Raw genomic sequence first — 26,054 nt, 5'->3', positions numbered from 1 at the left:
GCATGCCCTGACATTGAGGGCGTGCGACGGAGATGTTCGGCATGGCAAAGCGGAAGAGTGGGCTCGTGCTCGCGATCCTGGCACTGGTTGCGGCTGGCGGCGCTTACTTCACGTGGAAGGGGTATGAGGGAGACGGCCTGCCCGACACGATCGCCCGCGGTAACGGGCGCATCGAAGCCGTCGAGATAGATATCTCTGCCCGCTCTCCGGGAAGGCTGAAGGAGATCCGAGTGACCGAGGGCGATATCGTCAGTGCCGGGGATGTGCTGGCCGTCATGGATACGCAGCAACTGGAAGCGCGGCTGAAGCAGGCTGAAGCCGAGAAACGGCGCGCCGAAATCGGCGTTCAGACGGCGGCAAGCCTGGTGGCGCAAAGGCAGGCGGAGCGAATGGCCGCCGAGGCCGTGGTTGCGCAGCGAAAGGCCCAGCTCGACGCCGCCAGCCTGAAATTTGCCCGCGCCGAACGGCTGATGGAAAGCCGCACCACCAGCCAGCAGCAGCTGGAAGACGACCGTGCAGCCCTGGCCGGGGCTGAGGCGGCGCTTGCGGCCGCAAATGCGCAAGTGGCAGCAAGCGATGCGGCAATCGGTGCCGCGCAGGCGCAGGTGATCGATGCCGAGGCGGCCGTCGAAGCGACAAAGGCTGCGATCGACAGCATTGCGGCCGAGATTGATGACAGCACGCTCAAGGCCCCGCGCGATGGTCGTGTCCAGTATCGTGTGGCCCAGCCGGGCGAGGTGGTGGCCGCGGGCGGGCGGGTGCTCAACCTGGTCGACCTCGGCGATGTCTACATGGCCTTCTTCCTGCCGACCGCGGAAGTCGGGCGAGTGGCGATCGGTACCGAGGCGCGCCTCGTCCTGGATGCTGCCCCCGATTATGTCATCCCGGCGACGATCAGTTTTGTTGCGGATGTGGCGCAGTTCACCCCGAAGACGGTGGAGACGCAGGCCGAGCGCGAGAAGCTGATGTTCCGGGTCAAGGCGCAGATTTTGCCGGCGCTGTTGAAGAAGTATGTCGAGCAGGTGAAGACGGGTCTGCCGGGCATGGCCTATGTCCGGCTCGACAAGGCAACCGACTGGCCGCCGCAGCTTTCAGCCGGACTGGTCGAGTGACATGGACGCGGAGGGGGCAGCATCAGGACCTGAACCCGCGGTTCGCCTCAGGGATGTCGGCCTTCTCTATGGCGCGCAACAGGCGCTGACGGCGATTTCCTTCGACATCAGGCCCGGGCAGATCGTTGGCTTGATCGGCCCGGATGGCGTGGGAAAATCGAGCCTGCTCTCGCTGATCTCGGGCGCCCGCAAGATCCAGTCCGGCAAGGTGGAGCTCTTCGGCGGCGACATGGCCGATGCGCGGCACAGGCGGCGGACCTGCCCGCGCATTGCCTACATGCCGCAGGGGCTCGGCAAGAACCTCTATCCCACTCTGTCCGTTTTCGAGAACGTCGAATTCTTCGCTCGGCTGTTTGGACTGGGGCGACAGGAGCGAGAGCGGCGGATCACCATGCTGCTGGAGGGCACGGGCCTTGGCGATTTTGCCGATCGGCCTGCCGCCAAGCTGTCGGGCGGCATGAAGCAGAAGCTCGGCCTCTGCTGCGCCCTGATCCATGACCCCGATCTTTTGATCCTCGACGAGCCGACCACCGGCGTCGACCCTCTATCGCGCCGGCAGTTCTGGCAGTTGATCGAGGGGATCAGGGCCGCCCGGCCCCAGATGAGCGTCATCGTTGCAACGGCCTATATGGAAGAGGCGGCCAGCTTCGACTGGCTGCTGGCCATGGATGGTGGATGCATCCTGGACAGTGGCACGCCAGCGGAGCTTCTGGCCCGCACCGGCACTCACACCCTGGACGCAGCCTTCATTGCCTTGCTGCCGGCCGAACGGCGCGGCCAGCATACACCGCTCGTCATGCCGAAGCGGGACGCAGCAGAGGGTGGAGCAGTCGAGATTGCCATCCGGGCGGATCATCTGACCCGGCGTTTTGACGATTTTACCGCTGTCGACCGGGTCAGCTTCGAGATCCCGCGTGGAGAAATCTTCGGTTTTCTCGGCTCGAATGGCTGCGGCAAGACGACGACGATGAAAATGCTGACCGGGCTTTTGCCGGCCAGCGAAGGCCGTGCGGAGGTCTTCGGCCAGGCGGTCGACGCGCAGGACATCGATCTGCGGCGCCGGGTTGGCTATATGAGCCAGGCTTTCTCGCTCTATGGGGAGCTGAGTGTGCGGCAGAACCTCGAGCTGCATGGCCGGCTCTTCGGACTTGCGGAAGATGTCATTCGCGACAGGCTGGCCAAACTTGCCGACCGCTTCGACCTCAGCGACGTCCTCGACGACCTGCCGGGTGATCTGCCGCTTGGCATGCGCCAGCGCCTGTCGCTGGCAGTTGCCCTCATTCACGCACCCGATATCCTGATCCTCGACGAGCCCACCTCTGGGGTCGATCCCGTTGCGCGCGATGCCTTCTGGCAGATTCTTTCGGATCTTACGCGCCGCGACGGCGTGACGATCTTCGTCTCGACCCATTTCATGAACGAGGCCTTCCTGTGCGACCGCATTTCGCTGATGCATGCCGGCAAGGTCCTGGTGACCGACACCCCGCAGGCGATCGTGGAACGCCGCCAGGCGAACGGCCTGGATGAGGCCTTCATCGCCTATCTCCAGGAGGCGATCGCGTCAGACGGCGAGATGGACGCGGATGACCGACGGTCGGCATCAGAAGGCGGTCCCAAAGGACTGACCACGGTCCCGGCGAATGTGTCCCAACCAGTCGAAAGCGTCGGTCGTCATTGGCTTGATCGCAGACGGCTTCTCGCCTTCACGCGGCGCGAGGCGCTGGAACTGAGGCGTGACCCGATCCGCGCGACGCTTGCGCTCATCGGCAGCGTCATCTTGATGTTCGTCATCGGTTACGGCATCAACCTCGATGTCCGCGATCTGACCTTTGCGGCCCTTGATCGCGATGACACAGTCACAAGCCGCGACTACATTCAGGAGATCGCCGGCTCCCGCTATTTCGTCGAGCGTCCGCCGATTGCGGATCAGGCCGAGCTCGAAGCGCGCCTTCGCTCAGGCGAACTCAGCCTTGCCATCGAGATCCCCTCAGGCTTCGCCCGCGATATTGCCCGCGGCAGCAGGACGGTGGAGATCGGTGCATGGATCGATGGCGCCATGCCCTCGCGGGCAGAAACCGTGTCGGGCTATGTCCAGGGCATGCATGCCACCTGGCTGACGCGAAAGCTCCGCGAGATCCATGGCGATGCAGCGATTGCCGGACGCTTCGAGATCGCGCTGCGCTATCGCTACAATCCCGACCTCGAAAGCCTTGTTGCCATGGTGCCGGCGGTCATTCCGCTGCTCCTGATGCTCATCCCCGCGATGTTGTCAGTGCTGAGCGTGGTGCGCGAAAAGGAACTCGGTTCGATCATCAATTTCTACGTCACGCCGGCAACCCGTCTGGAGTTTCTGATCGGCAAGCAGTTGCCCTATCTCGGCATCGCGCTTTTGAATTTTCTGATGCTCACTGCCTTTGCGGTGTTTGCCTTCGGCGTGCCGATAACGGGCAGCTTTCCGACGCTGGCGCTCGGGGCACTGTTCTATGTCTTTGCGTCGACGGCGCTTGGCCTTCTCCTGTCGAGTTTCATGCGCAGCCAGATTGCCGCGATCTTCGCAACGACGCTTGCCACAATCATCCCATCGGTTCAGTTCTCCGGCATGCTCGACCCGGTCTCCGCCCTTCAGGGCGCGGGTGCCGTGATCGGCCAGCTTTTCCCTGCGAGCCATTTCGTCACGATCTCGCGTGGCGTCTTCTCAAAGGGGCTGGAGTTTACGGATCTCGGCCCGGACCTGCTGGCGCTGGCTCTCAGCGGCCCGATCCTGTTGGTCGCGGGTGCCTTGCTCCTCAAGAAACAGGCGGAGTGACCATGCGGCTTGCAAACATTCTTCATCTCGGAATGAAGGAGCTGCGGGGGCTTGCCCGTGATCCGGCACTTCTGCTCCTGATTGTCTACGCCTTCACGCTAAATATCTACACGGCCGCGACAGCGGCGCCGGAAAGCCTCAACAAGGCCGCGGTCTCCATCGTCGATGAAGACCGCTCACCGCTGTCGGCCCGGATGGTCGATGCGCTTTATCCGCCGCATTTCCTGCCGCCCAGGCTCATCGATGCCTCCGAGGTCGATGACCGGATGAATGCCGGGCTGGATACCTTCGTCATCGACATTCCGCCGGATTTCCAGAAAAACCTTCTGGCGGGACACCGGCCCTCGCTGCAACTCAACATCGATGCGACTCGCATGACCCAGGCTTTTTCCGGGGGGCGTTACATCCAGGAAATCGTCAGCGGCGAAATTGGCGCATTTCTGGATCGCGGGCAGAAGGGCGCCGCGCCGCCGGTCGACCTTTCGCTGCGAGCGGCCTTCAATCCGCAGCTCTCCGAGGCCTGGTTCGGTTCGGTGACCGAGGTGATCTCGACCGTCACCATGCTGTCGATCATCCTGACGGGCGCAGCGCTGATCCGAGAGCGGGAGCACGGCACCATCGAGCATTTGCTGGTCATGCCCGTCAGTCCAACCGAAATCATGCTGGCCAAGATCTGGTCCATGGGACTGGTGGTCCTGCTGGCCACCGCCTATTCGCTCGTCGTCATCGTCGAAGGCGCACTTCAGGTGCCGTTGCAGGGATCGATGCTTCTGTTTCTCTGCGGCGCCGTTTTGCAACTTGTTGCGGCGACCTGCATGGGGATCTTCCTGGCAACCATTGCCGGATCGATGCCGCAGTTTGGCCTGCTGCTGATGCTGGTGCTTCTGCCGCTGCAGATCCTGTCGGGGGGAATGACGCCCCGCGAAAGCATGCCGGTCGCAATCCAGTGGATCATGTCGGCAGCGCCGAATACCCATTTCGTCATCATGGCGCAGGCGGTACTTTTCCGCGATGCGGGGCTCGCCGTCGTCTGGCCGCAGCTTCTGTGGCTTCTCGTTATCACCTCCGTTTTCTTCGTCCTTTCGCTCAGACGTTTTCGCGCCTTTCTCCGCTGATCAAGGATGAAGGAAAAGGAGGACGCCAAGCACCAGCAGGGCAAGGAAGGCGGTCTCAGCCACAAGCAGGCTGATGGCCCGGCCACCGATGCGAAAGACATCTGGCAGCGAGGTCTTGACCCCGATGGCGGCAATCGCAACCAGCAAGGCCCAGCGGGAGAGGGAGCCGGCGATATCGCCGATGACAGGCGGGATCGTCACGAGGGAATTGAGCGTGGCCAGAACCAGAAAGGCCACCACGAACCCCGGCAGGAGCGGGGGCTTTTGCAGGGAACCGTCGGTGATGCTGCGGCGAAAGGCCAGCGCTGCAACAAGGACGACGGGCGCCAGCATGGTGACCCGGATGAGCTTGACGAAAACGGCCGTCTCGCCCGCCGGTACGGAGACAGAGAAGCCTGCGCCCGCAACCTGGGCGACATCGTGGATGGTCGCACCGAGAAAGATGCCCGTGGCATGGCCGTCGAGCCCGGCAAAGCTTGCGAGCAGTGGATAGAAGATCATCGCGAGCGTCGAGAGCATGGTCACCCCGATGACGGTGAACACCATCTGCTGGTCCGCCTCCTTGTCGCGCTGGCCACCAAGGGCGGCGAAGATCGCCATGGCAGCGGACGCTCCGCAGATTGCCACAGCGCCGCCCGTGAGGAAGCCGAATCCGCTGCCCTGACCGGAGAGACGCGATGCAATCAGCCCGAACAGGATGGTGAGGATCACCGCCGAGACGATCATGACGATGACCGCCGGGCCGAGTTCAGCAAACATCGCGACACTGACACGCAGACCGAGCAGCGCGATGCCAAGCCTCAAGATGGTGCGTGAGGCAAAGTCCAACCCTTCAGACGTTCTCGGATCCTCGGCAAGGAAATGCAGCGCAAGCCCGATCAGGATCGCAAGCAGCATGGCGGGAGCACCGTAATGCTCTGACAGGAAGGCCGAGGCGAGCGCGATGAGCACAGGCACGGATGCGCCCGGAAAAAGCGTGTTCCAGCGTTGGACGACGGCAACGGACGATCCGTCCCGCGCAGGGTCTGGCGGGGGCGGTGAGGGATAAGACATGGGACACCTTCGGGATGTAGCCGCACAGCGAGCGCAAAGGGCGGGCCGCGGCAGACGTGGATGCGCGGCAAACCGCGCATCCCTGTTGTCAGCCTATCAGTTCAGCTCGGCGGCGCGTTCAGCGTCGACCTTCTTCTGTGCTTCGGCAACGGCTGCCGTGAATTCGTCGAAGACTTCAGCACCGCCCGTGACATTGCCCTTGAACCAGTCGAAGACCGGCGAGACAGCGCCCTTGAAGGCTTCCTTTTCGGCAGGGGTCGGCACATAGATTTCACCGCCGGCCTTGGTGAACTCCTGATAGGCGGCGATTTCCTTGCGCTTCGGCGAGGCGAACGTTGCCTGCTGGAGGGCGGCGAAACCATCGACGACGATCTGCTTCTGCTCCGGTGTCAGGCTCTGGAAGCGGTCGTTCGACATCCACCAGAAGGCGCCCATGTAGCTGTGGCCGTCGAGCGTCAGGTATTTCAGGCCGGCATCCGGGAACTTCATCGACATGATGTCGGTGATGCCGTTGGCGGTTCCCTCGACGACGCCTGTCTGCAGCGAGGTGAAGAGTTCCGGCCACGGGATCGGCGTCGGGGCCGCACCCACGGCGGTCGCGGCCTGCTGCGGCAGGTCGGCGGGCACGGTGCGCATTTTCAGGCCCTTGAGGTCCGCAGGCGATTTCACGGTCTGCTTGGTATTGGCATAGTTGCGCCAGCCACCGGTGTTGCCGATGGTCATCAGGCGGATCTTGTTGTCGCTGTCGGTAAGCGCGCGGTCACGCAGCTTGCGCGGAAAGTCGCCGGTGAGAACGGCTTCCGCAACGCGGTCGTCGCTCATCAGATAGGGCAGGTCGAGCACCTGGATATAGGGGAAGAGGCCGGCCGCACCGCCCGAGGTGGAGATGTAGACGTCGAGCGAACCGTCGGCGATGCCCTGCAGGCATTCCTCGCCGGTGGCGCAAAGCTGGGTGCCCATGAAGATCTCGACGCCGATCGCGCCGTTCGAGGCATTCTCGATGTAGTTCTTGAAGACGACCAGGCCATCATAATCCTCGTCGTTCTCATTGGAATTGGCAGTCGCCCGCAGCGTGATGTCGGCTGCTTGCGCGACACCCGTCACGGTGAGCGCGGTGGCCAGAGCCAAGGCTTTCAGCATGGACTTGAGCATGTTCAGTTTCCTCCCTTTTCTCAAGTTAGTCGATGAAACCCGCAAGCCGCGGGAGCGTAAGCGTCAGCGCCGGGAAGTAGGTGATCAGGAAGATCACCACGATTTCTGCGGCAAGGAAAGGCAGGACGGCCTTGGCGACGGTCTCGACCTTCAGCCCCGAGACCGAAGACGTGACGAAGAGCACGAGACCCATGGGTGGCGTGAGAAGGCCGACCGTGAGATTGACCACCATGATGACGGCGAAGTGGACAGGGTCGACGCCGAGCGAGATGAAAATCGGCCCGAGGATCGGCCCAAGCACGATGATCGCCGGCCCCGCATCGAGAAACATGCCGACGACAAACAACAGGATGTTGACCAGCAGCAGAAGCACCAGTGGATTGTCGCTGAGGCTAAGGAAGATGTCGGCCAGGAGTTCCGGGGTGTGGGCAAGCGACGCGACCGTCTTGAAGGCCATGGCAGCGCCGATCAGAAGCAGCACGACGGCAGACGTCATGGCCGCCCGCATCAGGATGCCGGGGAGATCCTTGTATTGCAGCGTGCCGATGACGAAGAGACCGAGGAAGAAGGCGTAACCCGCAGCGATTGCCGCAGCCTCCGTCGGGGTGAAGACGCCACCGAGAATGCCGCCCATGATGATGACCGGGGTGAGCAGCGGCCAGAAGGCGCCGATCATCGCGCGACCGCGATCGCGCCAGGAGGCGCGTTGGGTGGCGGCCGGAAGATCATAGTGGTCAGCCAGGAGGCGGATCATCACCATCAGGCTGACGCCCATCAGGATGCCGGGCACGATGCCGGCAAGGAAGAGGGCCGCAACACTCTCGCCCATCACATAGGCGTAGATGATCATGATGCCGGACGGCGGAATGATCGGCCCGATAATGGCGGAGGCTGCCGTGATGCCGGCGGCGAAGCGGCGGGTATAACCTTCCTTCTCCATGGCCGGGATCAGCATGGCGCCGAGCGCCGAGACGTCGGCGACGGCCGAGCCGGAAATGCCGGCAAACATCATGGAATCCACGACGTTCACCTGGGCAAGGCCGCCCCGCATGTGGCCGACCATGGCCTGGGCGAAGCGTACGATGCGCAGCGTGATGCCGGCCCTGTTCATCAATTCGCCAGTGAGCATGAAGAAGGGGATTGCCATCAGCGGGAAGCTGTCCATGCCGGCATAGATGTTGCGGTAGAGGAGCACGATGTCGCGCTCCTGGCCGTTCATCCAGAGCAGGATGGCAGGGGCCGCGATCAGGCCGAAGACGATGGGCAGGCCGAACAGCAGGAAGGCGATGAAAAGGGGCAGGAAGAGGCTGAGCATCATTCCGCTCCCAACTGTCCGGCGATCGGGATCGGCGCGAGCCGCTCACCGAGGAGATTGAGGAAAGCGCGCAGGATGAGTTCGATATTGACGACGAACATTAGCGTGATGCCGGTGACGAGCGAGGCCATCATCCAGCCGCGGGGCACCTTCATCCATGTGGAAAGGTCAAATGAGGTGGGCACTGCAATTGCCGACATGGCAAAGCGGCCGCCAATGCCTGTGACTTCGGCCCAGCCGATGCGCATGCCGACATAGAGCACCACCGCGCACAAGAGCAGGAAGGCAAGGGCGATGAAATTGGCGATGATGCGGGGGAGGAGGTCGACGATCATGCCGATGGCAACAAAGCCGCCCTGGCGAAAGGCCGTCGGCACCATGAGGCCCGTCATCCAGAGCATCAGGAAGCGCGAGGCCTCCTCGCTCCAGGCCAGCGCATTGCCGAGGAAGTAGCGGAAGAAGACCTGCATCAGCATGAAGAACAGCATGACGCCAAGGCTTGCGGCGCCCAACCAGAGTCCGACCGTCAAAACGGCGGCGTTCAGCCGGCCGAGTTGGTTGGTCAGGTATGCGATTAAACTCATGTCTCCACCCGTCACTTGTCATCGGTCAATTTCGGGCGACTATCGAAGACAAGTCCTTGCGGCGCAAAGACGACTGTTCCAGATTCTGCCCCGTTGGGAGCAATTCTCTCCCGCAGGTCAGATGGCCCAGATCCTCGATCGTCATCCGATGGCGCGAACGCCCCGGCGACCTCCTCCCACACTCATCGCTCAGACCGCAAAGCGGCCGAAACGTCCTTGCGAGAAGCACAGCGGTTCTCCCTGCCGATGTGCAACCCTTAACACCTTGCCGATGATGATCGTGTGATCCCCGGCGTCATGCAGCGCCTGCTGCACGCATTCGAACCGTGCAAGCGTGCCGGGAAGAACCGGGACGCCCTGCGCATTGATCTCGACCTCAAGTCCGTCAAAAGCCGCGCCACCGCGCGTGAAGGCCGCGCTCAGGTGATCCTGATCGGCGCCCAGCACGTGGATGGCGTAGTGATGTGCACCCGCAAAGGCGGCATGTTTGGACGAGCCCTTCGCCGGCGACCAGAGCACCAGCGGAGGATCGAGCGAGACCGAAGCAAAGCTGTTCACCGTCATGCCGATCGGGCCCGACGGGCTCATCGCCGTCACCACCGTGACGCCGGTGGTGAAGCTGCCGAGGGCATTGCGATAGGCGCGGTGGTTTTCCGCCTCGGGCAGAAAAACGGCTTCGCCGGATCGCTGACTGTCATTGGCGGCCATCATCAGGCAACCTCCCGCCCGATTGCGAGCGTATAGAGTTCGAACCAGGTCTGTCGGTCGATCTCCACCGTCAGCGCATCGGCAATCTTGGCGATCCGCTCCAGCGCATTGGTGCCCATGACCGGCAGGATGGCGGAGGGATGGCGCAGCAGCCAGGCAACGGCGACGGCGGTTTCATCCACGCCCTGTTCGGCGCCGATGCGTTTCAGCGCAGCGAGAAGCGCAGGCTTCGAACCGTCGAACAGGCGCCCGCCACCCAGAGGCGACCAGGCCATTGGCGGCACCATGCGTTCCTGCAGATAGGCAAGATCGCCATTGACGAAGGCGTCGGTCGCCAGAAGGCTGAGCTCGATCTGGTTGGTGACCAGATTGTTCTCCATCGACGACTGCAGCAGCGAGAAATCCCAGGGGCGGAAGTTGGACACGCCGACGGCGCGCACCTTGCCCGAAGCAATGAGGGCATCCAGCGCCGGGCCGGTCTCATCGGGATCGATCAGCGGATCGGGGCGGTGGATCAGAAGCAGGTCGATATGATCCGTGCCCATGTCGGTAAGCGAGGCTTCGACGGACGCAGTGATATGGGCAGCGGACGTATCGTAATACTTGACGCGGGCGGCCGCGTGCCGGCCGACGGGTGCCACGATATCACATTTGGTGACAATCTCGAGCTTGTCGCGCAGGCCGGGCGCGGCCTTCAACGCGCCGCCAAGCACCGCTTCGGCTGTATAGCCGCCATAGATATCGGCTTGGTCCATCGTGGTGATGCCCTGGGCAAGGCAGGCCTCGATCTTCGCCTGCACATGTTTCGGCGAGGTGTCGGCATCGTCGCCGATGCGCCACATGCCATAGACGAGGCGGCTGAAGGTCAGGTCGGGGGTAAGATTGACGCGCTGCATCAGCGGCGAACTCCATTTCCAAGAGGGGTGGCCGGTGTTTGCGCCGGCACGCGACCGTAAATATGCGGGAGAGAGACCGTGTCCAGTTGCGGCAGCACCTTGGTGCCGAAATGCACGGCTTCGTCGATATGCGGATAACCGGAGAGAATGAAGGCACGGATGCCCATCTTCCGGTAGGATTCGAGTTCCGACAGGATCTGGTCGGTGGAGCCGACGAGCGCGGCGCCGCAGCCGGAGCGGGCCCGGCCGATGCCGGTCCACAGATGCGGTTCGATATAACCGAACTGATCGGCCAGTTCGCGGGCGCGGGCCTGGTGGGCAACGCCAAGTGAAATGGAGTCATGCGCCCGCTCGCGGATCAGCTTGCCGTATTCGTCATCGAGCTTCGAGACGATGTAATCGGCATACTCACGGGCTTCCTTCTCGGTATCGCGCACGATCATGTGCACGCGCAAGCCGTAATCCAGCGTGCGGCCATGCGCTTCGGCGCGGGCATGCACGGCTTTCATGCGCTCGGCCAGCTGGTCCTTCTTTTCCGGCCACATCAGATAGACGTCGCATTGTGCGCCGCAGAGTTCGAGCGCGTCGGGCGAATAGCCGCCGAAATAGAGAAGCGGTCCGCCATTCTGCTGATAGGGGCGGGCAGGCTCGGTGGAGACACCCTTGAACTGGTAGACCTCGCCGTCGTGGTCGATCGTGTCGCGGGTCCAGGCCTGACGCAGGATCTCGACCACCTCGTGGCTGCGCTTGTAGCGGAACGCGCTATCGGCCACTTCGCCGGGGAAGTCCGAGCTGATGACGTTGAGCGTCAGGCGGCCTTTCAGCATGTGGTCGAGGGTTGCGACCGTGCGGGCCAACATGATCGGCTGCATCTCGCCGCAGCGGATGGCGGCCAGCATGTTGATCTTGGAGGTGATCGGTGCGCAACCGGCAACGAAGCTCAGCGTGTCCTGGCCGACCTGGTAAGACGAGGGGCACAGTATGTTGCGAAAGCCCAGCTGCTCGGCCTTCTGCACGATATCGGAGCAGTGCTCGAAGCTCGACCGAAGGGCGCCATCCGGCACGCCGAGGAATTGATAATCGTCAGAGCAGAGTGCTGCAAACCACGACACTTCCGCGCCATCCAGATCGGCCGATGTGACGGGTACGACGGTCATGCTGTTCTCCTCCGCTTGCCAACTTTCCACTTGCGTACCACCCGTCTTGACATATATCAATAGTGTATCAATTTTTTCTGGACGTGACGAAAAGCAAACTCTGATCCATGACGGCAGCCCCCGGAAGCCTTCCCATCTATGTGCAGATTGCCGAGCTTCTGGTGCGCGATATCGCGGCCGGACGCCTGATCGACGGGGAAAAGCTCAAACCGGAACGCGAGATGGCAGAAGAGCTCGGCATTGCCGTCGGCACGCTCCGAAAGGCCTTGGCCGAGCTGCAGAACAGAGGGCTGCTGGAGCGGGTCCAGGGCTCTGGAAACTACGTCAGGGCAAACTCCGATCCACAGTCGGTCTATGCCATGTTCCGGCTGGAGCTGATTGGCGGTGGTGGCTTGCCGACAGCCGAAATCCTGTCGATCGATCGGCTGCCGAAGCCCTTAGAGCTTCCGGCTTTCGGCAGAAGCGACGAAGCACATCGCATCCGTCGCCTGCGCCGGCTATCTGGCAAGCCGGCGGCGCTGGAAGAGATCTGGCTCGATGGCGCCTATGTCGAGACGATCGATCCCGAGGCGGTGTCGGAATCGCTCTATCTCTTCTATCGCACCCGGCTGTCGCTCTGGATCGCACGCGCTGAAGACCAGATCGGCCTCGACCGCGTGCCGGACTGGGCGCATGCGGCCTTCGGCCAGCCTGCCGGTGCAGCCGTCCCCCATATCCAACGCATCAGCCAGGACCAGGAGGGCGCACGCGCCGAAGTCTCCCGCACCTGGCTCGACCATGACGTGGCACGCTACGTGTCGCGACTGAAATGAATGGGGTCTCAAGCCCCAACGCCCATGCCTGAGGAGGAACGAGTGGCAGGACTTCAATACGGGATCATCGGTTGCGGCATGATGGGCCAGGAGCATTTGCGCAATATTGCGCTTCTGGCGGATGCGACGGTGGTTGCAATATTCGAGCCGGATGCCGGCATGCGAGCCTTGGCAGCGGAGGTGGTCCCCTCGGCGCGACTGGTGGAGAGCATCGAGGAGGTTCTGGCAGTCGAAGAGGTGAACTGCCTGCTGATTGCCAGCCCGAACTACCTGCATCTCGAACAGTTGGAAAAGATTGCCGCGATCCGGCCGCTGCCGGTGCTGGTGGAAAAGCCGTTGTTTACCGATCCGGCAGATGCGCCGCGGCTTGCTGCACTCCGTGTCGCCTATCCCGCCCCGATCTGGGTGGCGATGGAATATCGCTACATGCCGCCGGTGGCACGCATGATCGAGGAGGCGGCAGAGGCGACCGGCGGCATCCGCATGCTGACCATCCGCGAACATCGTTTTCCCTTTCTTGAAAAGGTCGGCGACTGGAACCGCTTCAACCGCAATACCGGCGGCACGCTGGTGGAGAAATGCTGCCATTTCTTCGACCTCATGCGCCATATCCTGAAGTCGGATCCGGTGCGGATCATGGCCTCGGGCGGGCAGGCGGTGAACCATCTCGACGAGGTTTACGGCGGCCAGACGTCTGACATCTGGGACAATGCCTATGTGATCGTCGATTTCGCCTCCGGTGCTCGCGCCATGCTGGAACTCTGCATGTTCGCCGAAGGCGCCCGCTATCAGGAGGAAATCTCTGCCGTCGGGCCTAAGGGCAAGATCGAATGCCTTGTGCCGGGGCCGGGCCGGTTCTGGCCGGAGCATCTGGGCGAGCCGCCGATTGCCCAGGTGATCGTCTCGCCGCGCGATCCCAAGGGGCCGCGCATGGTGGAAATCTCCGTCGATCCGCAGCTCCTGGAGGCGGGCGATCACAATGGCTCGACCTTCTACCAGCATCAGCGGTTCCAGAAGGCGGTGCGTGGCGAGCGTTCCGTCGAGGTCGCCATAGACGATGGCTGGTGGGCCGTCGCCATGGGACTTGCGGCCCAGACATCCGCGCAAACCGGACGGGCTGTAACCTTCCCGCTCGCCTTCTCTCCAAAGTCGTAACGCCCAGCTTTTTCGCCGCTTCGTCCGATACACGCCCCAGGTGAAACCATTCTTCACCTGGGGCGTTTGGTTGCGTCGTATCGGATTGGGGAGTCAGGGGCGTTGGCAGAATTCACATTTGGACCGTTGATAGAAGACGATGGCGTGCTCTTTCGTTTTTGGGCGCCGCTCTCAGATGAGGTCGCTCTCGAAATTGACGGCATGCCGAGCAGGGCAATGGACCCCGTCGGTGACGGCTGGTTCCATTGCAAGGTTCCCGGTGTAAAGGCTGGCGCGCGATATGCATTCCGCTTGTCCAGCGGCTTGGGGGTTCCCGATCCCGCCAGCCGCCACCAGCCCGATGACGTTTTCGGTCCAAGCGAGGTGGTGGACCTTGAAACTCACCGTGCCCAGGATGCGAGCTGGTCTGGGCGGCCGTGGCACGAGATGGTTCTCTACGAACTGCATGTCGGCACCTTCACGGAGCAGGGCACCTTTCGTGCGGTCATCGACAAGCTCGATCATCTGGCTGGTCTCGGTGTGACCGCTATCGAGCTGATGCCGATTGCCGATTTTCCCGGGCATCGGAACTGGGGTTATGACGGTGTTTTGCTCTATGCGCCCGAGAGCCGCTATGGGCGGCCGGAGGACCTGCAGGAGCTGGTTCGCCAGGCGCATGCGCGCGGCATCTCCGTCATTCTCGACGTTGTCTACAATCACTTCGGCCCGTCCGGCAATTTCCTGCCGAGCTATGCGCCGATCTTCACCTCTCTCCATGAGAATCCATGGGGTGAAGGCATCAATCTGGACGACAGGCACAGTGCGCCGATTCGATCATTCCTGATCGAGAACGCGATCTACTGGATCGATCAATTCCAGTTGGATGGTCTTCGCCTGGATGCCGTGCATGAGATCAAGGACGACAGCGAAACGCATTTTCTGGAAGAACTTGCCCATCGGCTGCGCGCGGCGTGCCCGGATCGTCCTATTCATCTCATTCTCGAAAACGACGACAACAATCCGCAACTGCTGCATTCGTCCCCGCAGGCGGCGCCATCATTGTACAATGGACAGTGGAACGACGATTTTCACCATGCGCTGCATGCCGCAACGACAGGCGAGACGGTGCGCTACTACGGTGATTATGTTCCGGTTGCCGAGTCGCTGGCCAAGGCATTGGCCGAAGGTTTCGTCTACCAGGGCGAATACATGGCCCATCGTGATCGTCACCGGGGTGCACCCAGCGGCGATTGGCCGCCCAGCGTCTTCGTGTCCTTTCTGCACAACCACGATCATATCGGCAATCGCGCGAACGGCGTACGGGTCATGGCGGATTTGCCCGAGCAAACGCTTAGGTTCGCAGCCGCGCTGCTGCTTCTCGCGCCCCAGACGCCCATGCTTTTCATGGGAGAAGAATGGTGCAGCAAGACACCCTTTCCCTATTTCTGCGACTTCGACGCGGAGCTGAATGCCCGTGTTCGGAAGGGACGCGCCGAGGAGATCCTTGAACCACCCGGCTTCGACCCCGATACGGCGCTCGATCCCGCAGCCGAAGACACGTTCCGCGCTGCCATTCTGGACTGGCAAGGCGCGAGCGAAGAGGCGGGTAATGCCTGGATTAACCGATACAAGGATCTGATCGCGCTCAGGCGCGAGCGGGTGACGCCACTGGTTGAAAAAATGAGGCGAGGAGGCTCCTATACGGTCGACGGCGGTCTCATGCATGTGTCCTGGCCGCTCGGCGATGGGCGCAGGTACCGGCTTGTCGCCAACCCATCGGCAGAGCCAAAGGCCGGCGTCATCCAGACGGCGGAGACCGAGATCATCTACACGTTGGGGGACACCAAATCGGGCACCATCGGCCCCTGGTCTCTCATCTTCAGCGTGTCGGCGCCAGACGCGGTGTGACGACGGGGTAATCTCAGGCGCCCAAACGGTCGGCGACCTGCATGACCTCCAGCGCGGATTTTGCAATCATGTCGGCGCCGATCGCCTGGAAGGCGAGCGGCGTTTTCATGACTGCCGGTCCGCCCACGGCAATCTTCATCCGGTCCAGGCTACGGTTCGTGTGGATGCGCCTGATGGCTTCCGCGCATTCATCCACTTCATCGATGCGGGCGACGGAAATGCCCAGAAGGGAATAGGAGGAGTTTGACAGCCGCATGTAGAGGCTATCGTCAAGCTCAAGATCCGCTCCGCCATCCACATCCCATCCCATGTCGCGAAAGCACGAGGCGACGATGGAGACCCCGAGCGTATGCATGGCGCCCTGCGTTCGCGCCAGCAGAACCCGTCGCGCCTTTTCCCGGGCACGAATGGTCTGGCTGCGGTTCTGGGAGAGGTGGTTGACGATCATGCCGAGCCGCGTCGAAGCCACCGCGACCTGGATGAAGTCGGTTTCGTCATTGCACCACAATCGTCCAAGCTGAGCGGCAACCGGCGAGAAAAGATGGATCGCCAGCGTGTGCATCGGAATGTCGTTGCGCTGCAACTCCTCGATCATGGCCCGGTGGCTGCGCGGGTCCGGGTCGACCAGGGCCTGAGCCAATGCCGTACGGTAGGTAATTGCCTTGTCCGTACATGGGAGCTCCCGGGCCTTCGGATCCAGCTCCGGATGTAGATGGAAATCGAGCTCCGGTGGCACGACCTCATCCTGCGCATCCGTCACGAATTCCTTGTGCGCGGCAACGACAAGCCGAGGAACCGCACCGCGGATCGCACTTTCCAGTATTCTGTGCTCGAAGCCCGTAAGGCGTGGACCGGCCGTTTCCTGTGCCGCGTTCGCTTCGTCTCTCTGTGGAGGTTCGCCCGTCCCCGCGGGCGGCTCCCCAAATCTATCACCCGCCATTTCACCCTCCCGGTCATCGGCGTCGGCGAATTCACTCATCCCAACCGGATGCTACCCCATTCTCGTCCTGTCGCCAAACCTCTCGTAGTCTTATATCCGCTAAAACGCCTTCTGGTTGATTTCAGCGGTCTTCTGCACGATGAAGACGCGCAGGATTTTCCTGCGATCCGGCCCTTCGTGGCGCGGAGCGAATATCGGGACCACGCAAGGTGCCAAGGCCCTTGCGCGCGGCTGCCGCGATGTGGCGGGCTGTCAGCCGCGCCTCCTCATACATGTCGTCGCTGCCGGCCTGAGCGATGAAGTGATCGGGTAGGGTGAGGGTGCGCACCATGCAGCGCCCGTCCAGCATGCCCTGGTTTGCAAGGTGATGCAGGACAAGAGCGCCGAAGCCGCCCGTTGCACCTTCCTCGATGGTCAGCAGCATGGCGTGATTGTTCACGAGATCGGCGATCAGCGCGGCGTCCAGCGGCTTGGCAAAGCGGGCATCGGCCACGCTGACGGAAATGCCTTCCAGCGCCAAAAGGCGCCGCGCTTTCAGACATTCCCCGAGACGTGCGCCAAAGGAGAGCAGGGCAACCTGGCTGCCGCGCTCGACCATTCGGCCGCGTCCGATGGGGAGCGCAACCCCGCTCGACGGCATCGGAGCCCCCGTTCCCTCGCCGCGCGGATAGCGAAAGGCAATCGGTCCCTGATCGAAGGCGGCGGCGGTTGCCACCATATGCACCAGTTCTGCTTCGTCGCTGGCCGCCATGACGGTAAAGCCGGGCAGGTTTGCAAGGTAGAGAACATCGAAGGCGCCCGCATGGGTCGGCCCATCGGCGCCGACCAATCCGGCTCGATCGATCGCAAATCTCACCGGCAGGTTCTGCAGGGCCACGTCATGGACGATCTGGTCATAGGCACGCTGCAGGAAGGTCGAGTAGATCGCGCAAAAGGGTTTCATGCCGCTTGCCGCGAGCCCGGCGGCAAAGGTGACCGCATGCTGTTCGGCAATGCCGACGTCGAAGGTGCGGTCCGGAAAGACGCCCCCGAAGCGGTCAAGGCCGGTGCCTGCGGCCATCGCGGCGGTGATGGCGACAATCCGGTCGTCCCTCGTCGCCTCGCTGATCAAGGCCTCCGCGAAAACGCGGGTATAGCTCGGCGCCGTGGCCGGTGCCTTCACCTGTATCCCGGTTTCGATGTCGAATGGATTGACGCCGTGATAGCGATCGGCCGCTTGTTCCGCGGGCGCGTAGCCTGCGCCCTTTTTCGTCACCAGATGCAAGAGAATGGGACCGGTCTCCAAGGCCTTGAGCTCGGTCAGGAGCGGCACAAGGCTTGCGAGGTCGTGTCCATCGACAGGGCCGTGATAGTGCAGACCGAAATTTTCGAAGAGATTTCCGGCTGTGCCAGCGGCATCGTTTCGCATCGAGGCGAGGTGATCCGAAAGCGCACCTGTCGGCGGCGAAATCGACATGTCGTTGTCGTTAAGGATCACGATCAGGCGTCGACCCGATTGTCCGGCATTGTTCATGGCTTCGAACGCCATGCCGGCAGACATGGCGCCATCGCCGATGACGCAGACCACGTGCCCCTCTTCGCCTTTCAGGTCACGCGCCGTCGCAAAGCCAAGCCCTGCAGAAATGGAGGTGGAGGAGTGGGCGGCGCCAAACGGGTCGAAGGCGCTTTCCTGTCGTCTGGTAAAGCCGGACAGGCCGTTCTTTTTCCTGAGGCTCTTCATCTTGCCGCGGCGGCCGGTCAGGATCTTGTGCGGATAGCTCTGGTGGCTGACGTCCCAGATGACGATATCGCGCGGCGTGTCGAACACGGCGTGAAGGGCAACCGTCAGCTCGATCACGCCCAGGCTCGATCCGAGATGCCCTCCGGTCTCTGAGACGACCCGCAGCGTTTCCTGCCGCAGCTCCGTAGCAAGCCGACAGAGTGTGGCCTGATCCATGCGCTTCAGGTCATCAGGGGATCGAACCTGGTCGAGCAAAGGGGTGGCGACGTTATTCGCACAAGATAAGCCCACTGCGCTTTCCTCCCACGCATGTGGCCGATTCTTTTCGACATTTCTGCCCGTGACGTGGTCGATAGGCCGGGTCTGGCAGTATCTTCTTGAGAATGGTCCAGTAGGCGCATCATCGGCGAATATCGGCGATGTGTAAACTTTTTTTTACACATCGCCGCGATTTTCGGCCGAATGCCCCGCAGGAATGGACCGTTACTGCGCTGCCGGGAAGGTTTTCAGATAGGCGATGACATTGCTGACGTCCTTGGGATCCTTCAATCCGGCGAAAGCCATGCGCGTTCCTTTCACGACACCGCGCGGGTTGGCGAGATAGGCGGTGAGCTGCGCGTCGTCCCAAACCTTGCCTGTGCCGAAATCCATCATGGGCTTGGAGTATTTGAAGCCTTCGGCGGTGCCCGGCTGCCGACCGATGACGCCTTGCAGCGATGGTCCGACCTTATGTTTGGCGTCACTCACATTGTGACAGGCCGCGCACTTCTTGAAGACGGTTTCGCCGGCGGCCGCATCCCCTTCCTGGGCAAAGGCGGCGCTGGACAGCGAAAGTGCTGCAAGTGTGCATGCTGCTGCAATTATCCTCGACATGTGTATCCTCCCATGGCATCGCGGATGAAAATGGTATCTGGTGCTTGCATGCGATAAGCCATCCTGCAGTGACCAATGGATGGCGTGCCCGAGGTGGCGGTCCTCTCTCGACGGAACGGAACGCGGGCCTTCAACGTCATAGTATACGACAACAAACCGGGATTCGGATCATGGCTGCCATCGTCTTTCTTGTTCTGGTGCTTGCCGCGGCGTCGAGTGGCGCCCTCTTCAAACCCGGCACCTGGTATGAGGGCCTGCGCAAGCCTGCCTGGACGCCACCAAAATGGGCCTTCCCGGTGGTGTGGTCGATGCTGTACGTCATGATCGGCTATGCCGGCTGGCTGGTTTGGACGCAGCTCGGCTGGTCGCTGCCGATGGCGCTCTGGGGGCTGCAGTTGGTGGCCAATGCCCTGTGGTCCTACTTCTTCTTCGGGCAGCGCCGCATGGATCTGGCGCTGGTCGATGTCGCCATACTCTGGTTGGCAATAGCGGCTTTCATCCTGACGACCTGGACGGTGGTGCCCGTCGCCGCTCTGCTCTTCCTGCCATATCTGCTTTGGGTCAGTGCCGCAGCCGGCCTCAATCATTCCGTTCGCCGCCTCAATCCGGAAGCCTGACAGGCCAGTCTGGCGCGCAAATCCACGAGAAAGGCGACAAGCGCGATTGCCAGGAGCGATGCAAGGAGAAAGGGAGGCGCACCGCGCAGCGCCAAGCCGAAGGCCACAAGCAGCGCGGTGCCCGACACCGCGTTTGCCATCAGCGTCTTGAGCGTCTTCCAGGGGAGATGAGATCGCTGCGACACGGTGAGCGTGACCGCCCAAAGAACCAGAACCGCGATGGCGCTGATCCAGCCCGTGTCAAAGAGGGTTGCCAGCACCTCCATCATCTTTGCCCTGCCGGAATGCCGAAGAGCTGCGCAAGATCCTTGGCGAACACGCGCAGATGCGCGAGGGGATCGCGCCGCACGATTTTCTTTTCCAGATAGGATTCCCAGGTCAAACGCTGAACATCCGGATCGGCACACATGGCCACGAACTTTTCGCGCAGCCTGTCGTTGCGATACCAGACCAGCTGCATGATGCGCAGGATGAGGAACACCCGCCCATGCGCGCGCATGAAGCTCCGGCGTGCGGAGGCAAGGGGTTTGCCGCTCCCTTGCAGCAAGGATTGCTGCATGGCTTCAGCCGCAAGCCGGCCGCAAAGCATGGCATAATAAATGCCTTCACCGGAGGAAGGCGCGACCGTTCCCGCAGCATCGCCGACGAGGAGAGCATTGCGGCCATTGTCCCAGCGCCGCATCGGCTTCAGCGGCAAGGGGGCTCCCTCGCGCCGGATGACGCGGCAATCGCTAAGGCCCGCGGACTGTTTGAGGGCCGCCGTTGCCGCGCGCAGATTATGCCCCTTGACGGCGGAGCCTGTGCCGATGCTGGTCTGCCCTCCATGCGGGAAGACCCAGCCGTAAAAATCGGGCGAGATGCGTCCGTCATAAACGACATCGCAGCGATCCGGGCGGAAGTCCTGCGGCCCGGCAGCATCAGGGCTCTCGACGATTTCGTGATAGGCAAAGACGTAAGGCGGCTTGCGCGCGGCTGGAAACATCAGCCGGCGAACGGCGGAATTGGCGCCGTCGGCGCCGATGACGCGACGGGCCGTGATGCAAATGGGCTCGGTGCGCTCCGACGCGGACGTCGCTGCAAGCGTCAGTTCAAGGTGGCCATCGTGGTCTTCGGTAATTGCCTCAAGTTTCGCCACCAGCCTTTCTGCACCGGCCTGCGCGGCGCGCCGGCGCAAATAGGGGTCGAAGTGCGCGCGGTCGACCATGCCGACATAGCCGATCTCGCCGATTGTCATCTCGACGCTGCGACCGGAGGGCGCAATGATGCGGGCAGCGTTTGCGCGTGCCACCAGTTGGCTCTCATCAATGGCGAAATCAGCAAGTGCCCGCGATGGAATGGCACCACCGCACGGTTTGATCCGGTTTTCAGGGTCGACGAGAACCACGCTATGGCCCATATGCGCCAGCCGTTCGGCTGCGATGGCGCCGCAAGGGCCGCCGCCGATGACGGCGACATCATAGGTCTTGCGCATGCGTGTCTCCCGTTCGGGTTGCGGGCGTGGGCTTCACTCTCCAGTCACCAAGGCCTTGTCGGACGCTGTCTGCGGTGCATGTTGCGGGTGCCGGCTGATGCGGGTGGCAACCAGCGCCGAAACAAGGAACAGGCTCGCCTCGATAAAAAACACACCGGCAAAGGCGGTTGCATCATCGGCGCTCAGCCAGCGACCGAGATCGAGGGCAACCGTTCCAAGCACGCCGCCAAGCCCGAACGCGATGGCTTGGGCAGCACCCCATATGCCCATGCGCATCCCGTAATTCGACAGGCGACCGCGTCCGGCGAGGATCATCATCGTACCGACGGCAGCCACCGCGAAAGCGCCATTGGCCATGCCAAGCAGGACGATCGTCAGGCTCAGCGGCCAGTGCGGCGCAAACTGCGTTGATACGGCAAGGGCTGCAAGGGCGATGGCGGAGCCAAGGCACCCCCAGATGATAAACTGGCGCGACAGCTCCGGATTGCGGCGACCGAAAAAGGTGCCTGATACGCCGACCAGGATCATTCCGATGAGCACGCCGACATGCTGGGTTCCCGAAAGCCCCGTGGTTTCGCCCGGCGTCATGGCAAAGAGGATGCCGGCAAAGGGCTCGAGGATCAGATCCTGCGTTGCGAAAGACAGCATCGACAGAAAGATGAAGAGGGTGAAGAGGCGCGCCTCCCGGTCGTCGAGAACATCGCGCAGGCTTGTCTGGAAAGGGATGGCGGTCGACCGGGTGGATGGCGCATCCACCGACGGTTTCGCCTCGATGCCTGTCACAGCCATCAGCCCGATCAGGCAGGCGACGAGACCGGTTGTTGCCGTTATGGCAATCAGACGCTCATGCGAATAGGGATCGAGGTGAAGTCCGACCAGGATTGATGTGACGATAATCCCGACGATCATCAGCATCCAGGTTATGGTTGCCGCCGCCGCCCGCCGCTCGACGGCGGTCTTCATCGCGATCAGTGCCAGCAGCGAGGTGCCCGACGCCCCGATCCCGATGCCAATAAAGACATAGGCGATGACGGCGGCTGAAATCCCGGCGGCAAAGGACTGCTCAAACAGCAGTGTGGTTGCGGCCGCACCCGTTCCGGCACAGGCAAGCAATGCGAGGCCACCAATGATCCAGAGGCTTCGGGAGCGCCCCGTGTCCGACTTGTGCCCCCAGACCGGGCGGGTTATCTGAATGCCGTAATGCAGGCCGACCAGCAGGCCGGGAATGACGGCGGCAAGGCCAAGTTCGACGATCATGACGCGGTTCAGCGTGGATGTGGTGAGAACCACAATCGCGCCCAGAGCTGCCTGAACCAGACCGAGCCTTGCAATCTCCAGCCAGCCCAGCCCAGCTCTGTCCGAGGCGAAACCCTTGATGGATCGGGAGGCTGGCCGGGTCATTCTTCCCTCCTATCCGAACAAGGCTGCGGAAGGTGGAGAGGTGCGCATGGCAATCGCCGCCGCCATCATGCCGGTCACATAGAGGCCGACGCCTGCCGCCGAATACCACACGGCCTTTGCTTCCGGGTCGCCCAGGAAGCGGATCATGCACAGCGCCTGGAGCGCTAGGCTTAGCCCAACCAGAACTGCGCCCGCGGCAAGCCCTGCCTGAATGAGAAGGACAACGATGCCCACTTGCGCGACCGCCATGATTGCACAGGCAATGCGGGCTGCGTTTTGCGGTCCGTGCAGGACGGGCAGGGTGTTGATCCCCATCTCACGATCACCACGGATCGACTTGAAATCGTTAAGGGTCAGAATGCCATGGGCGCCGACGCCGTAAAACAGAGCCATCCCGAGGTTTGTCGAGGATGGTGTGCCTCCAAGCGCTGCCGCCGCCGCCGTGATCCAGGGCAGTGTTTCGTAGCTGAGGCCGACGACCCCGTTTCCAATCCAGCCATTGCGCTTGAAGCGGAAGGGCGGCGCACTGTAGCCCCATGCCAGAGCAAGCCCGAGCGCTGCTGCCGCAAACACCAGTGGACCGAGCAAAGCGGCGATTGCCATCGACAGAAGCGACATGGCTACCGCAACCACCAGACCCCAGTGGCCAGGCATTCGTCCGGACGGAATAACCCGATGCGGCTCATTGATCGCGTCGACATGACGGTCATACCAGTCGTTGACCGCCTGGCTCGTGCCGCAGAGCAGGGGGCCGGCCAGGAGGATGCCGAGCAGGATCGGCAGCCAGCGATCACCAAGGCTGGCACCCGAGGCGATAGCGCCGCAGGCATAGGCCCACATCGGCGGAAACCATGTGATCGGCTTCAACAGTTCAACCACCGCCGAGAGAGACGGAGGAGAGCTTGCCGGGACGTGGGAAGGGATCTGGGCCATGCGGAGAGGCTATGCCTCACCCACCAGAGTGTCAACATAAATTGACACATGGTTTGTCTGCTACGAACGACGCTCGCTGCTTGTCCGGTAGTCTTCCAGTCCGTAGCGCCGCAGTTTGATGTAGAGGCTCTGGCGCGACAGTCCGAGGATTTCGGCGGCGTAAGCACGGTTGTTATTGGTCTGGTCGAGCGCTGCCTCAATGCAGATCTTCTCGATGACATCCAACGATTCACGGATCAGGTCCTTCAAGGGAACCTTGCCTACCAATGCCGAAAACCCCTCCGGATGCTCAGAGGTGCCGGGTGATGGGATGGTCAGGCGATCATTCCCTGCCGGCTGCGGAAGGACGATCAGCTGGATCGTTTCGTTTGCGGCGTTGCGACGCGCGGAAATGCTGACCGCGCTCTCGCTGAGAAGATTATCGGTCAGGGTCGATGTGAAGCCGCGAACAAAGGGTTCGTCCAGCAACCGCGCATACAGAACCCGCATATCGATGGAAGCATTTGAGAACCACGCGGCAATGTCGCGGCCGAGAACCTGACTTAACGACGGTGCGTGAATGAGATCGAGAAACAGGGTGTTTGCTTTAAGCACAATGCCTTCTGCGTCTGTCTGGACCACGGCTTCAGGCAAGTCGGCGATATCGAGCGTCGATCCACCGACCGGTTTTTCTTCGCGCTGGCGTCTGCTTTCCTGATCCTGATCGGCAGGCCAGAGGGCCAGCAGGACATTGGTGATGCCGTTTTCCCGATAGGCGCGGATTGTCAACGAGACAGGCTGCCCCTTCGCGCTCGTCGCGCCGTCGACATGAACCGGATTGGGGCTGTGGCGGGCCTCGCTGATGGCATCGCCAATCCGGTCACGATCAGTCTTTGCAAACAGATCCCGAATGGACTTTCCCGAAAGCGGCGCTCCGGTCGATGACATGAGCGTGCTGGCGGCAGGATTGGCATCGAGAATGGTGCGGCGTTCCCCGTCCAGCATCACATAGGCGACGGTCGCGACCTTGAAGGCTGTGCGATAGCGGGTCTCGGCTTCCTTGAGTTCCCGGTAGTCCGCTTCCAGTTCCATCTGGGTCTGGACCAGCCGTTGCTGATCCATCATCTGCTGGCGAAGTTCACGGCCGACGACGATCGTGTAGCCGAAGTCCTTGGCGTTATAGGCGGAATAGACGACCGGGAGGTCCGGCTTGCCGCTGCATTTGTGATTGACCTGGTAACCGCGGGCGGGATGATGGTGGCTGTCTGCGCTCAGCATCGACGCGATTTTCGGCACGGACTCGACCGTCACGCAGTCGTGAAGCCGCTTTCCGACCATCTTGCTCAGGCCGTAATCGTCCAGGTCCTTGCCTGCGAGATGGATATGCGAGATAATCTCGTTGCTGTCGATGAGCAATACGACATCGACGCCAAGGCTCACCAGCGAACCGATCGAAACCGGGTCGAGGGTCTTGAGAAGGCTGTCTGCGACCGCGAAGCCATCCGTGCCGCTATGACCGTTCAGGGGCTTCATGGAGTGAGCCAATCGATTCCGCTGGGTGTAACCACTGCCGTTCGGCCGGAGGCATGCGCCTGGCGGCTGATTCTCTCTAATTCATAGTAACTGTCGCAGATCCTGACGGCGGAGTAAACGCTGTCGCATATGCAGTCAATCCCCAAACCTACAAGAAAATCAACGGACTCCAGGGCTGCTGCGCCGCCGACAACCAGGGGTAGTTTGTGCGGAGAGCGCAACTTGCGCACATCCTGCACCAGCGTTTTGAATTCGCCCGCGAGGCGGATATTGCTCCAGCCTATACAAACAATATCGGCCGCATCCACGGCGCGCGACAGCAGGCGGGTTTTCGTCGCATGGCCGTCCAGGACCTGACTTGACCAGCGCAGACTGTCGAACAGCAGACCGATCAGATGGGGCATCAGCGTATGCTGCTCGCCCTTCGGCGTCAGGATCAGCGCATTGGGTGCCTGAGGACCGCAGGGGGGCTCACGAAACCTGTCCGAAAGACAGGTCGCCATTTCCTGCAGCCGCGCCGTGGCGATCGTGACATCGATGAAGTCACAGCTGTCGTCGACCCAGTCTCGCCCCAGCAACCGGGCTGTGGTCTCGAGAAAGAGGACCTGCACATAGCGAGGGCGTCCCTGTGGCAGCTGGTGTTCGAGAAAGGCGAGAAGCGACGCCAGCCGGGTGCGAGGGTTAAGCAGCAGGGATCGAAAGTCCGTGAGCGCCTTTTCATAAAGACGATCATGCTCCAGACCTCGGTCGTAACGCGTCGATAGCTTCTCGGCGGTCATAGAAGCCACCGTTCCCTCAATAAGGCGACGGAGCGTTTCCCCGTCGCTACGGGTTA

At 62.1% G+C, this 26,054-nt stretch carries 23 protein-coding genes; 7 read left to right on the top strand and 16 right to left on the bottom strand.

Features of this window, described 5'->3' with window-relative positions:
* Nucleotides 1-41 precede the first annotated feature (41 nt).
* From FAA97_RS07500 to FAA97_RS07490, 3 genes are read left to right on the top strand one after another with little or no spacing between them, the layout of a single operon-like run.
* Complete coding sequence (locus tag FAA97_RS07500) at nt 42-1,112, top strand: HlyD family secretion protein (RefSeq protein WP_136597918.1); 1,071 nt, start codon at nt 42-44, stop codon at nt 1,110-1,112.
* Nucleotide 1,113: 1 nt separating this feature from the next.
* Complete coding sequence (gene rbbA / locus FAA97_RS07495) at nt 1,114-3,918, top strand: ribosome-associated ATPase/putative transporter RbbA (protein WP_136598309.1); 2,805 nt, start codon at nt 1,114-1,116, stop codon at nt 3,916-3,918.
* 2 nt (nt 3,919-3,920) lie between these two features.
* A complete protein-coding gene (locus FAA97_RS07490) occupies nt 3,921-5,033 on the top strand; it encodes an ABC transporter permease (protein ID WP_136597917.1) in 1,113 nt (370 codons plus the stop codon).
* On the opposite strand, the gene FAA97_RS07485 is transcribed toward FAA97_RS07490, so the two are convergent.
* The 7 genes from FAA97_RS07485 to FAA97_RS07455 all read right to left on the bottom strand — a co-directional run bounded on the left by FAA97_RS07485 (nt 5,034) and on the right by FAA97_RS07455 (nt 11,898).
* A complete protein-coding gene (locus FAA97_RS07485; protein WP_136597916.1) occupies nt 5,034-6,086 on the bottom strand; it encodes a YeiH family protein in 1,053 nt (350 codons plus the stop codon).
* A 96-nt stretch (nt 6,087-6,182) separates the two neighbouring features.
* Nucleotides 6,183-7,238, bottom strand: a complete 1,056-nt coding sequence (locus FAA97_RS07480) for a TRAP transporter substrate-binding protein (RefSeq protein ID WP_136597915.1) — start codon at nt 7,236-7,238, stop codon at nt 6,183-6,185.
* Between the two features lie 25 nt (nt 7,239-7,263).
* Nucleotides 7,264-8,553: a TRAP transporter large permease gene (locus FAA97_RS07475; protein ID WP_136597914.1), complete on the bottom strand. Its 1,290-nt coding sequence runs from the start codon at nt 8,551-8,553 to the stop codon at nt 7,264-7,266.
* The gene (locus FAA97_RS07470; RefSeq protein WP_136597913.1) at nt 8,553-9,137 is read right to left on the bottom strand and encodes a TRAP transporter small permease; all 585 of its coding nucleotides are present in this window, start codon (nt 9,135-9,137) and stop codon (nt 8,553-8,555) included. The genes FAA97_RS07475 and FAA97_RS07470 overlap by 1 nt, the downstream gene beginning before the upstream one ends.
* Before the next feature lie 189 nt (nt 9,138-9,326).
* Nucleotides 9,327-9,848, bottom strand: coding sequence for an NADH-dependent FMN reductase SmoA (gene smoA / locus FAA97_RS07465; protein ID WP_136597912.1), 522 nt, complete (start codon nt 9,846-9,848; stop codon nt 9,327-9,329).
* A complete protein-coding gene (locus tag FAA97_RS07460; protein WP_136597911.1) occupies nt 9,848-10,741 on the bottom strand; it encodes an aldo/keto reductase in 894 nt (297 codons plus the stop codon). Before FAA97_RS07460 ends, smoA begins: the two co-directional genes overlap by 1 nt.
* Nucleotides 10,741-11,898, bottom strand: a complete 1,158-nt coding sequence (locus FAA97_RS07455; RefSeq protein WP_136597910.1) for an LLM class flavin-dependent oxidoreductase — start codon at nt 11,896-11,898, stop codon at nt 10,741-10,743. Before FAA97_RS07455 ends, FAA97_RS07460 begins: the two co-directional genes overlap by 1 nt.
* Before the next feature lie 107 nt (nt 11,899-12,005).
* On the opposite strand from FAA97_RS07455, the gene FAA97_RS07450 reads away from it, so the two are divergent.
* The 3 genes from FAA97_RS07450 (at nt 12,006) to treZ (ending at nt 15,752) form a co-directional block, all read left to right on the top strand.
* Entirely contained in the window at nt 12,006-12,710 is a 705-nt protein-coding gene (locus tag FAA97_RS07450; RefSeq protein WP_136597909.1) for a GntR family transcriptional regulator, read from the top strand.
* 24 nt (nt 12,711-12,734) lie between these two features.
* On the top strand, nt 12,735-13,865 hold the full coding sequence (locus FAA97_RS07445; protein ID WP_136597908.1) for a Gfo/Idh/MocA family protein: 1,131 nt from the start codon (nt 12,735-12,737) through the stop codon (nt 13,863-13,865).
* Nucleotides 13,866-14,009: 144 nt separating this feature from the next.
* The gene (treZ, locus tag FAA97_RS07440; protein WP_246041364.1) at nt 14,010-15,752 is read left to right on the top strand and encodes a malto-oligosyltrehalose trehalohydrolase; all 1,743 of its coding nucleotides are present in this window, start codon (nt 14,010-14,012) and stop codon (nt 15,750-15,752) included.
* Nucleotides 15,753-15,765: 13 nt separating this feature from the next.
* Here the strand turns inward: treZ and FAA97_RS07435 are convergent, their stop codons facing one another.
* The 3 genes from FAA97_RS07435 to FAA97_RS07425 all read right to left on the bottom strand — a co-directional run bounded on the left by FAA97_RS07435 (nt 15,766) and on the right by FAA97_RS07425 (nt 19,285).
* Entirely contained in the window at nt 15,766-16,692 is a 927-nt protein-coding gene (locus FAA97_RS07435) for a cobalamin B12-binding domain-containing protein (protein WP_246041363.1), read from the bottom strand.
* Nucleotides 16,693-16,813: 121 nt separating this feature from the next.
* Nucleotides 16,814-18,703, bottom strand: coding sequence for a 1-deoxy-D-xylulose-5-phosphate synthase (locus FAA97_RS07430; protein ID WP_136597906.1), 1,890 nt, complete (start codon nt 18,701-18,703; stop codon nt 16,814-16,816).
* A gap of 192 nt (nt 18,704-18,895) precedes the next feature.
* Nucleotides 18,896-19,285 (bottom strand): c-type cytochrome, encoded by a 390-nt coding sequence (locus FAA97_RS07425; RefSeq protein ID WP_136597905.1) that lies wholly within the window; start codon nt 19,283-19,285, stop codon nt 18,896-18,898.
* Between the two features lie 170 nt (nt 19,286-19,455).
* Between FAA97_RS07425 and FAA97_RS07420 the strand changes: the two genes are divergently transcribed.
* Nucleotides 19,456-19,902 (top strand): TspO/MBR family protein, encoded by a 447-nt coding sequence (locus FAA97_RS07420; protein WP_136597904.1) that lies wholly within the window; start codon nt 19,456-19,458, stop codon nt 19,900-19,902.
* Here the strand turns inward: FAA97_RS07420 and FAA97_RS07415 are convergent.
* The 6 genes from FAA97_RS07415 to FAA97_RS07390 are packed head-to-tail and all read right to left on the bottom strand — an operon-like array spanning nt 19,869 to nt 25,998.
* Nucleotides 19,869-20,171: a hypothetical protein gene (locus tag FAA97_RS07415; protein WP_136597903.1), complete on the bottom strand. Its 303-nt coding sequence runs from the start codon at nt 20,169-20,171 to the stop codon at nt 19,869-19,871. The two genes, FAA97_RS07420 and FAA97_RS07415, sit on opposite strands and share 34 nt — an antisense overlap.
* The gene (locus FAA97_RS07410; protein ID WP_136597902.1) at nt 20,168-21,373 is read right to left on the bottom strand and encodes a geranylgeranyl diphosphate reductase; all 1,206 of its coding nucleotides are present in this window, start codon (nt 21,371-21,373) and stop codon (nt 20,168-20,170) included. Before FAA97_RS07410 ends, FAA97_RS07415 begins: the two co-directional genes overlap by 4 nt.
* 33 nt (nt 21,374-21,406) lie before the next feature.
* Nucleotides 21,407-22,774 carry a BCD family MFS transporter gene (locus FAA97_RS07405; protein WP_136597901.1) on the bottom strand — a complete coding sequence of 456 codons (1,368 nt, stop codon included), beginning with the start codon at nt 22,772-22,774 and terminating at the stop codon, nt 21,407-21,409.
* Nucleotides 22,775-22,783: 9 nt separating this feature from the next.
* The gene (chlG, locus tag FAA97_RS07400; RefSeq protein ID WP_136597900.1) at nt 22,784-23,707 is read right to left on the bottom strand and encodes a chlorophyll synthase ChlG; all 924 of its coding nucleotides are present in this window, start codon (nt 23,705-23,707) and stop codon (nt 22,784-22,786) included.
* A gap of 60 nt (nt 23,708-23,767) precedes the next feature.
* On the bottom strand, nt 23,768-25,219 hold the full coding sequence (ppsR, locus tag FAA97_RS07395) for a transcriptional regulator PpsR (RefSeq protein ID WP_136597899.1): 1,452 nt from the start codon (nt 25,217-25,219) through the stop codon (nt 23,768-23,770).
* Nucleotides 25,216-25,998, bottom strand: coding sequence for a cobalamin B12-binding domain-containing protein (locus FAA97_RS07390; RefSeq protein ID WP_136597898.1), 783 nt, complete (start codon nt 25,996-25,998; stop codon nt 25,216-25,218). Before FAA97_RS07390 ends, ppsR begins: the two co-directional genes overlap by 4 nt.
* Between the last annotated feature and the right edge of the window lie 56 nt (nt 25,999-26,054).

Origin of the sequence: Peteryoungia ipomoeae (genome assembly GCF_004912165.1) — a bacterium.
In the GTDB taxonomy this organism is placed as follows: domain Bacteria; phylum Pseudomonadota; class Alphaproteobacteria; order Rhizobiales; family Rhizobiaceae; genus Allorhizobium; species Allorhizobium ipomoeae.
This window is presented reverse-complemented; position numbering and strand designations above follow the sequence as displayed.

What these genes read in the sequence shown, in the direction of transcription:
- FAA97_RS07500 (WP_136597918.1), top strand. Translation starts at nt 42, where the DNA reads ATGGCAAAGCGGAAGAGTGGGCTCGTGCTCGCGATCCTGGCACTGGTT.
- rbbA (WP_136598309.1), top strand. Translation starts at nt 1,114, where the DNA reads ATGGACGCGGAGGGGGCAGCATCAGGACCTGAACCCGCGGTTCGCCTC.
- FAA97_RS07490 (WP_136597917.1), top strand. Translation starts at nt 3,921, where the DNA reads ATGCGGCTTGCAAACATTCTTCATCTCGGAATGAAGGAGCTGCGGGGG.
- FAA97_RS07485 (WP_136597916.1), bottom strand. Translation starts at nt 6,086, where the DNA reads ATGTCTTATCCCTCACCGCCCCCGCCAGACCCTGCGCGGGACGGATCG.
- FAA97_RS07480 (WP_136597915.1), bottom strand. Translation starts at nt 7,238, where the DNA reads ATGCTCAAGTCCATGCTGAAAGCCTTGGCTCTGGCCACCGCGCTCACC.
- FAA97_RS07475 (WP_136597914.1), bottom strand. Translation starts at nt 8,553, where the DNA reads ATGCTCAGCCTCTTCCTGCCCCTTTTCATCGCCTTCCTGCTGTTCGGC.
- FAA97_RS07470 (WP_136597913.1), bottom strand. Translation starts at nt 9,137, where the DNA reads ATGAGTTTAATCGCATACCTGACCAACCAACTCGGCCGGCTGAACGCC.
- smoA (WP_136597912.1), bottom strand. Translation starts at nt 9,848, where the DNA reads ATGATGGCCGCCAATGACAGTCAGCGATCCGGCGAAGCCGTTTTTCTG.
- FAA97_RS07460 (WP_136597911.1), bottom strand. Translation starts at nt 10,741, where the DNA reads ATGCAGCGCGTCAATCTTACCCCCGACCTGACCTTCAGCCGCCTCGTC.
- FAA97_RS07455 (WP_136597910.1), bottom strand. Translation starts at nt 11,898, where the DNA reads ATGACCGTCGTACCCGTCACATCGGCCGATCTGGATGGCGCGGAAGTG.
- FAA97_RS07450 (WP_136597909.1), top strand. Translation starts at nt 12,006, where the DNA reads ATGACGGCAGCCCCCGGAAGCCTTCCCATCTATGTGCAGATTGCCGAG.
- FAA97_RS07445 (WP_136597908.1), top strand. Translation starts at nt 12,735, where the DNA reads ATGCCTGAGGAGGAACGAGTGGCAGGACTTCAATACGGGATCATCGGT.
- FAA97_RS07435 (WP_246041363.1), bottom strand. Translation starts at nt 16,692, where the DNA reads ATGGCGGGTGATAGATTTGGGGAGCCGCCCGCGGGGACGGGCGAACCT.
- FAA97_RS07425 (WP_136597905.1), bottom strand. Translation starts at nt 19,285, where the DNA reads ATGTCGAGGATAATTGCAGCAGCATGCACACTTGCAGCACTTTCGCTG.
- FAA97_RS07420 (WP_136597904.1), top strand. Translation starts at nt 19,456, where the DNA reads ATGGCTGCCATCGTCTTTCTTGTTCTGGTGCTTGCCGCGGCGTCGAGT.
- FAA97_RS07415 (WP_136597903.1), bottom strand. Translation starts at nt 20,171, where the DNA reads ATGATGGAGGTGCTGGCAACCCTCTTTGACACGGGCTGGATCAGCGCC.
- FAA97_RS07410 (WP_136597902.1), bottom strand. Translation starts at nt 21,373, where the DNA reads ATGCGCAAGACCTATGATGTCGCCGTCATCGGCGGCGGCCCTTGCGGC.
- FAA97_RS07405 (WP_136597901.1), bottom strand. Translation starts at nt 22,774, where the DNA reads ATGACCCGGCCAGCCTCCCGATCCATCAAGGGTTTCGCCTCGGACAGA.
- chlG (WP_136597900.1), bottom strand. Translation starts at nt 23,707, where the DNA reads ATGGCCCAGATCCCTTCCCACGTCCCGGCAAGCTCTCCTCCGTCTCTC.
- ppsR (WP_136597899.1), bottom strand. Translation starts at nt 25,219, where the DNA reads ATGAAGCCCCTGAACGGTCATAGCGGCACGGATGGCTTCGCGGTCGCA.
- FAA97_RS07390 (WP_136597898.1), bottom strand. Translation starts at nt 25,998, where the DNA reads ATGACCGCCGAGAAGCTATCGACGCGTTACGACCGAGGTCTGGAGCAT.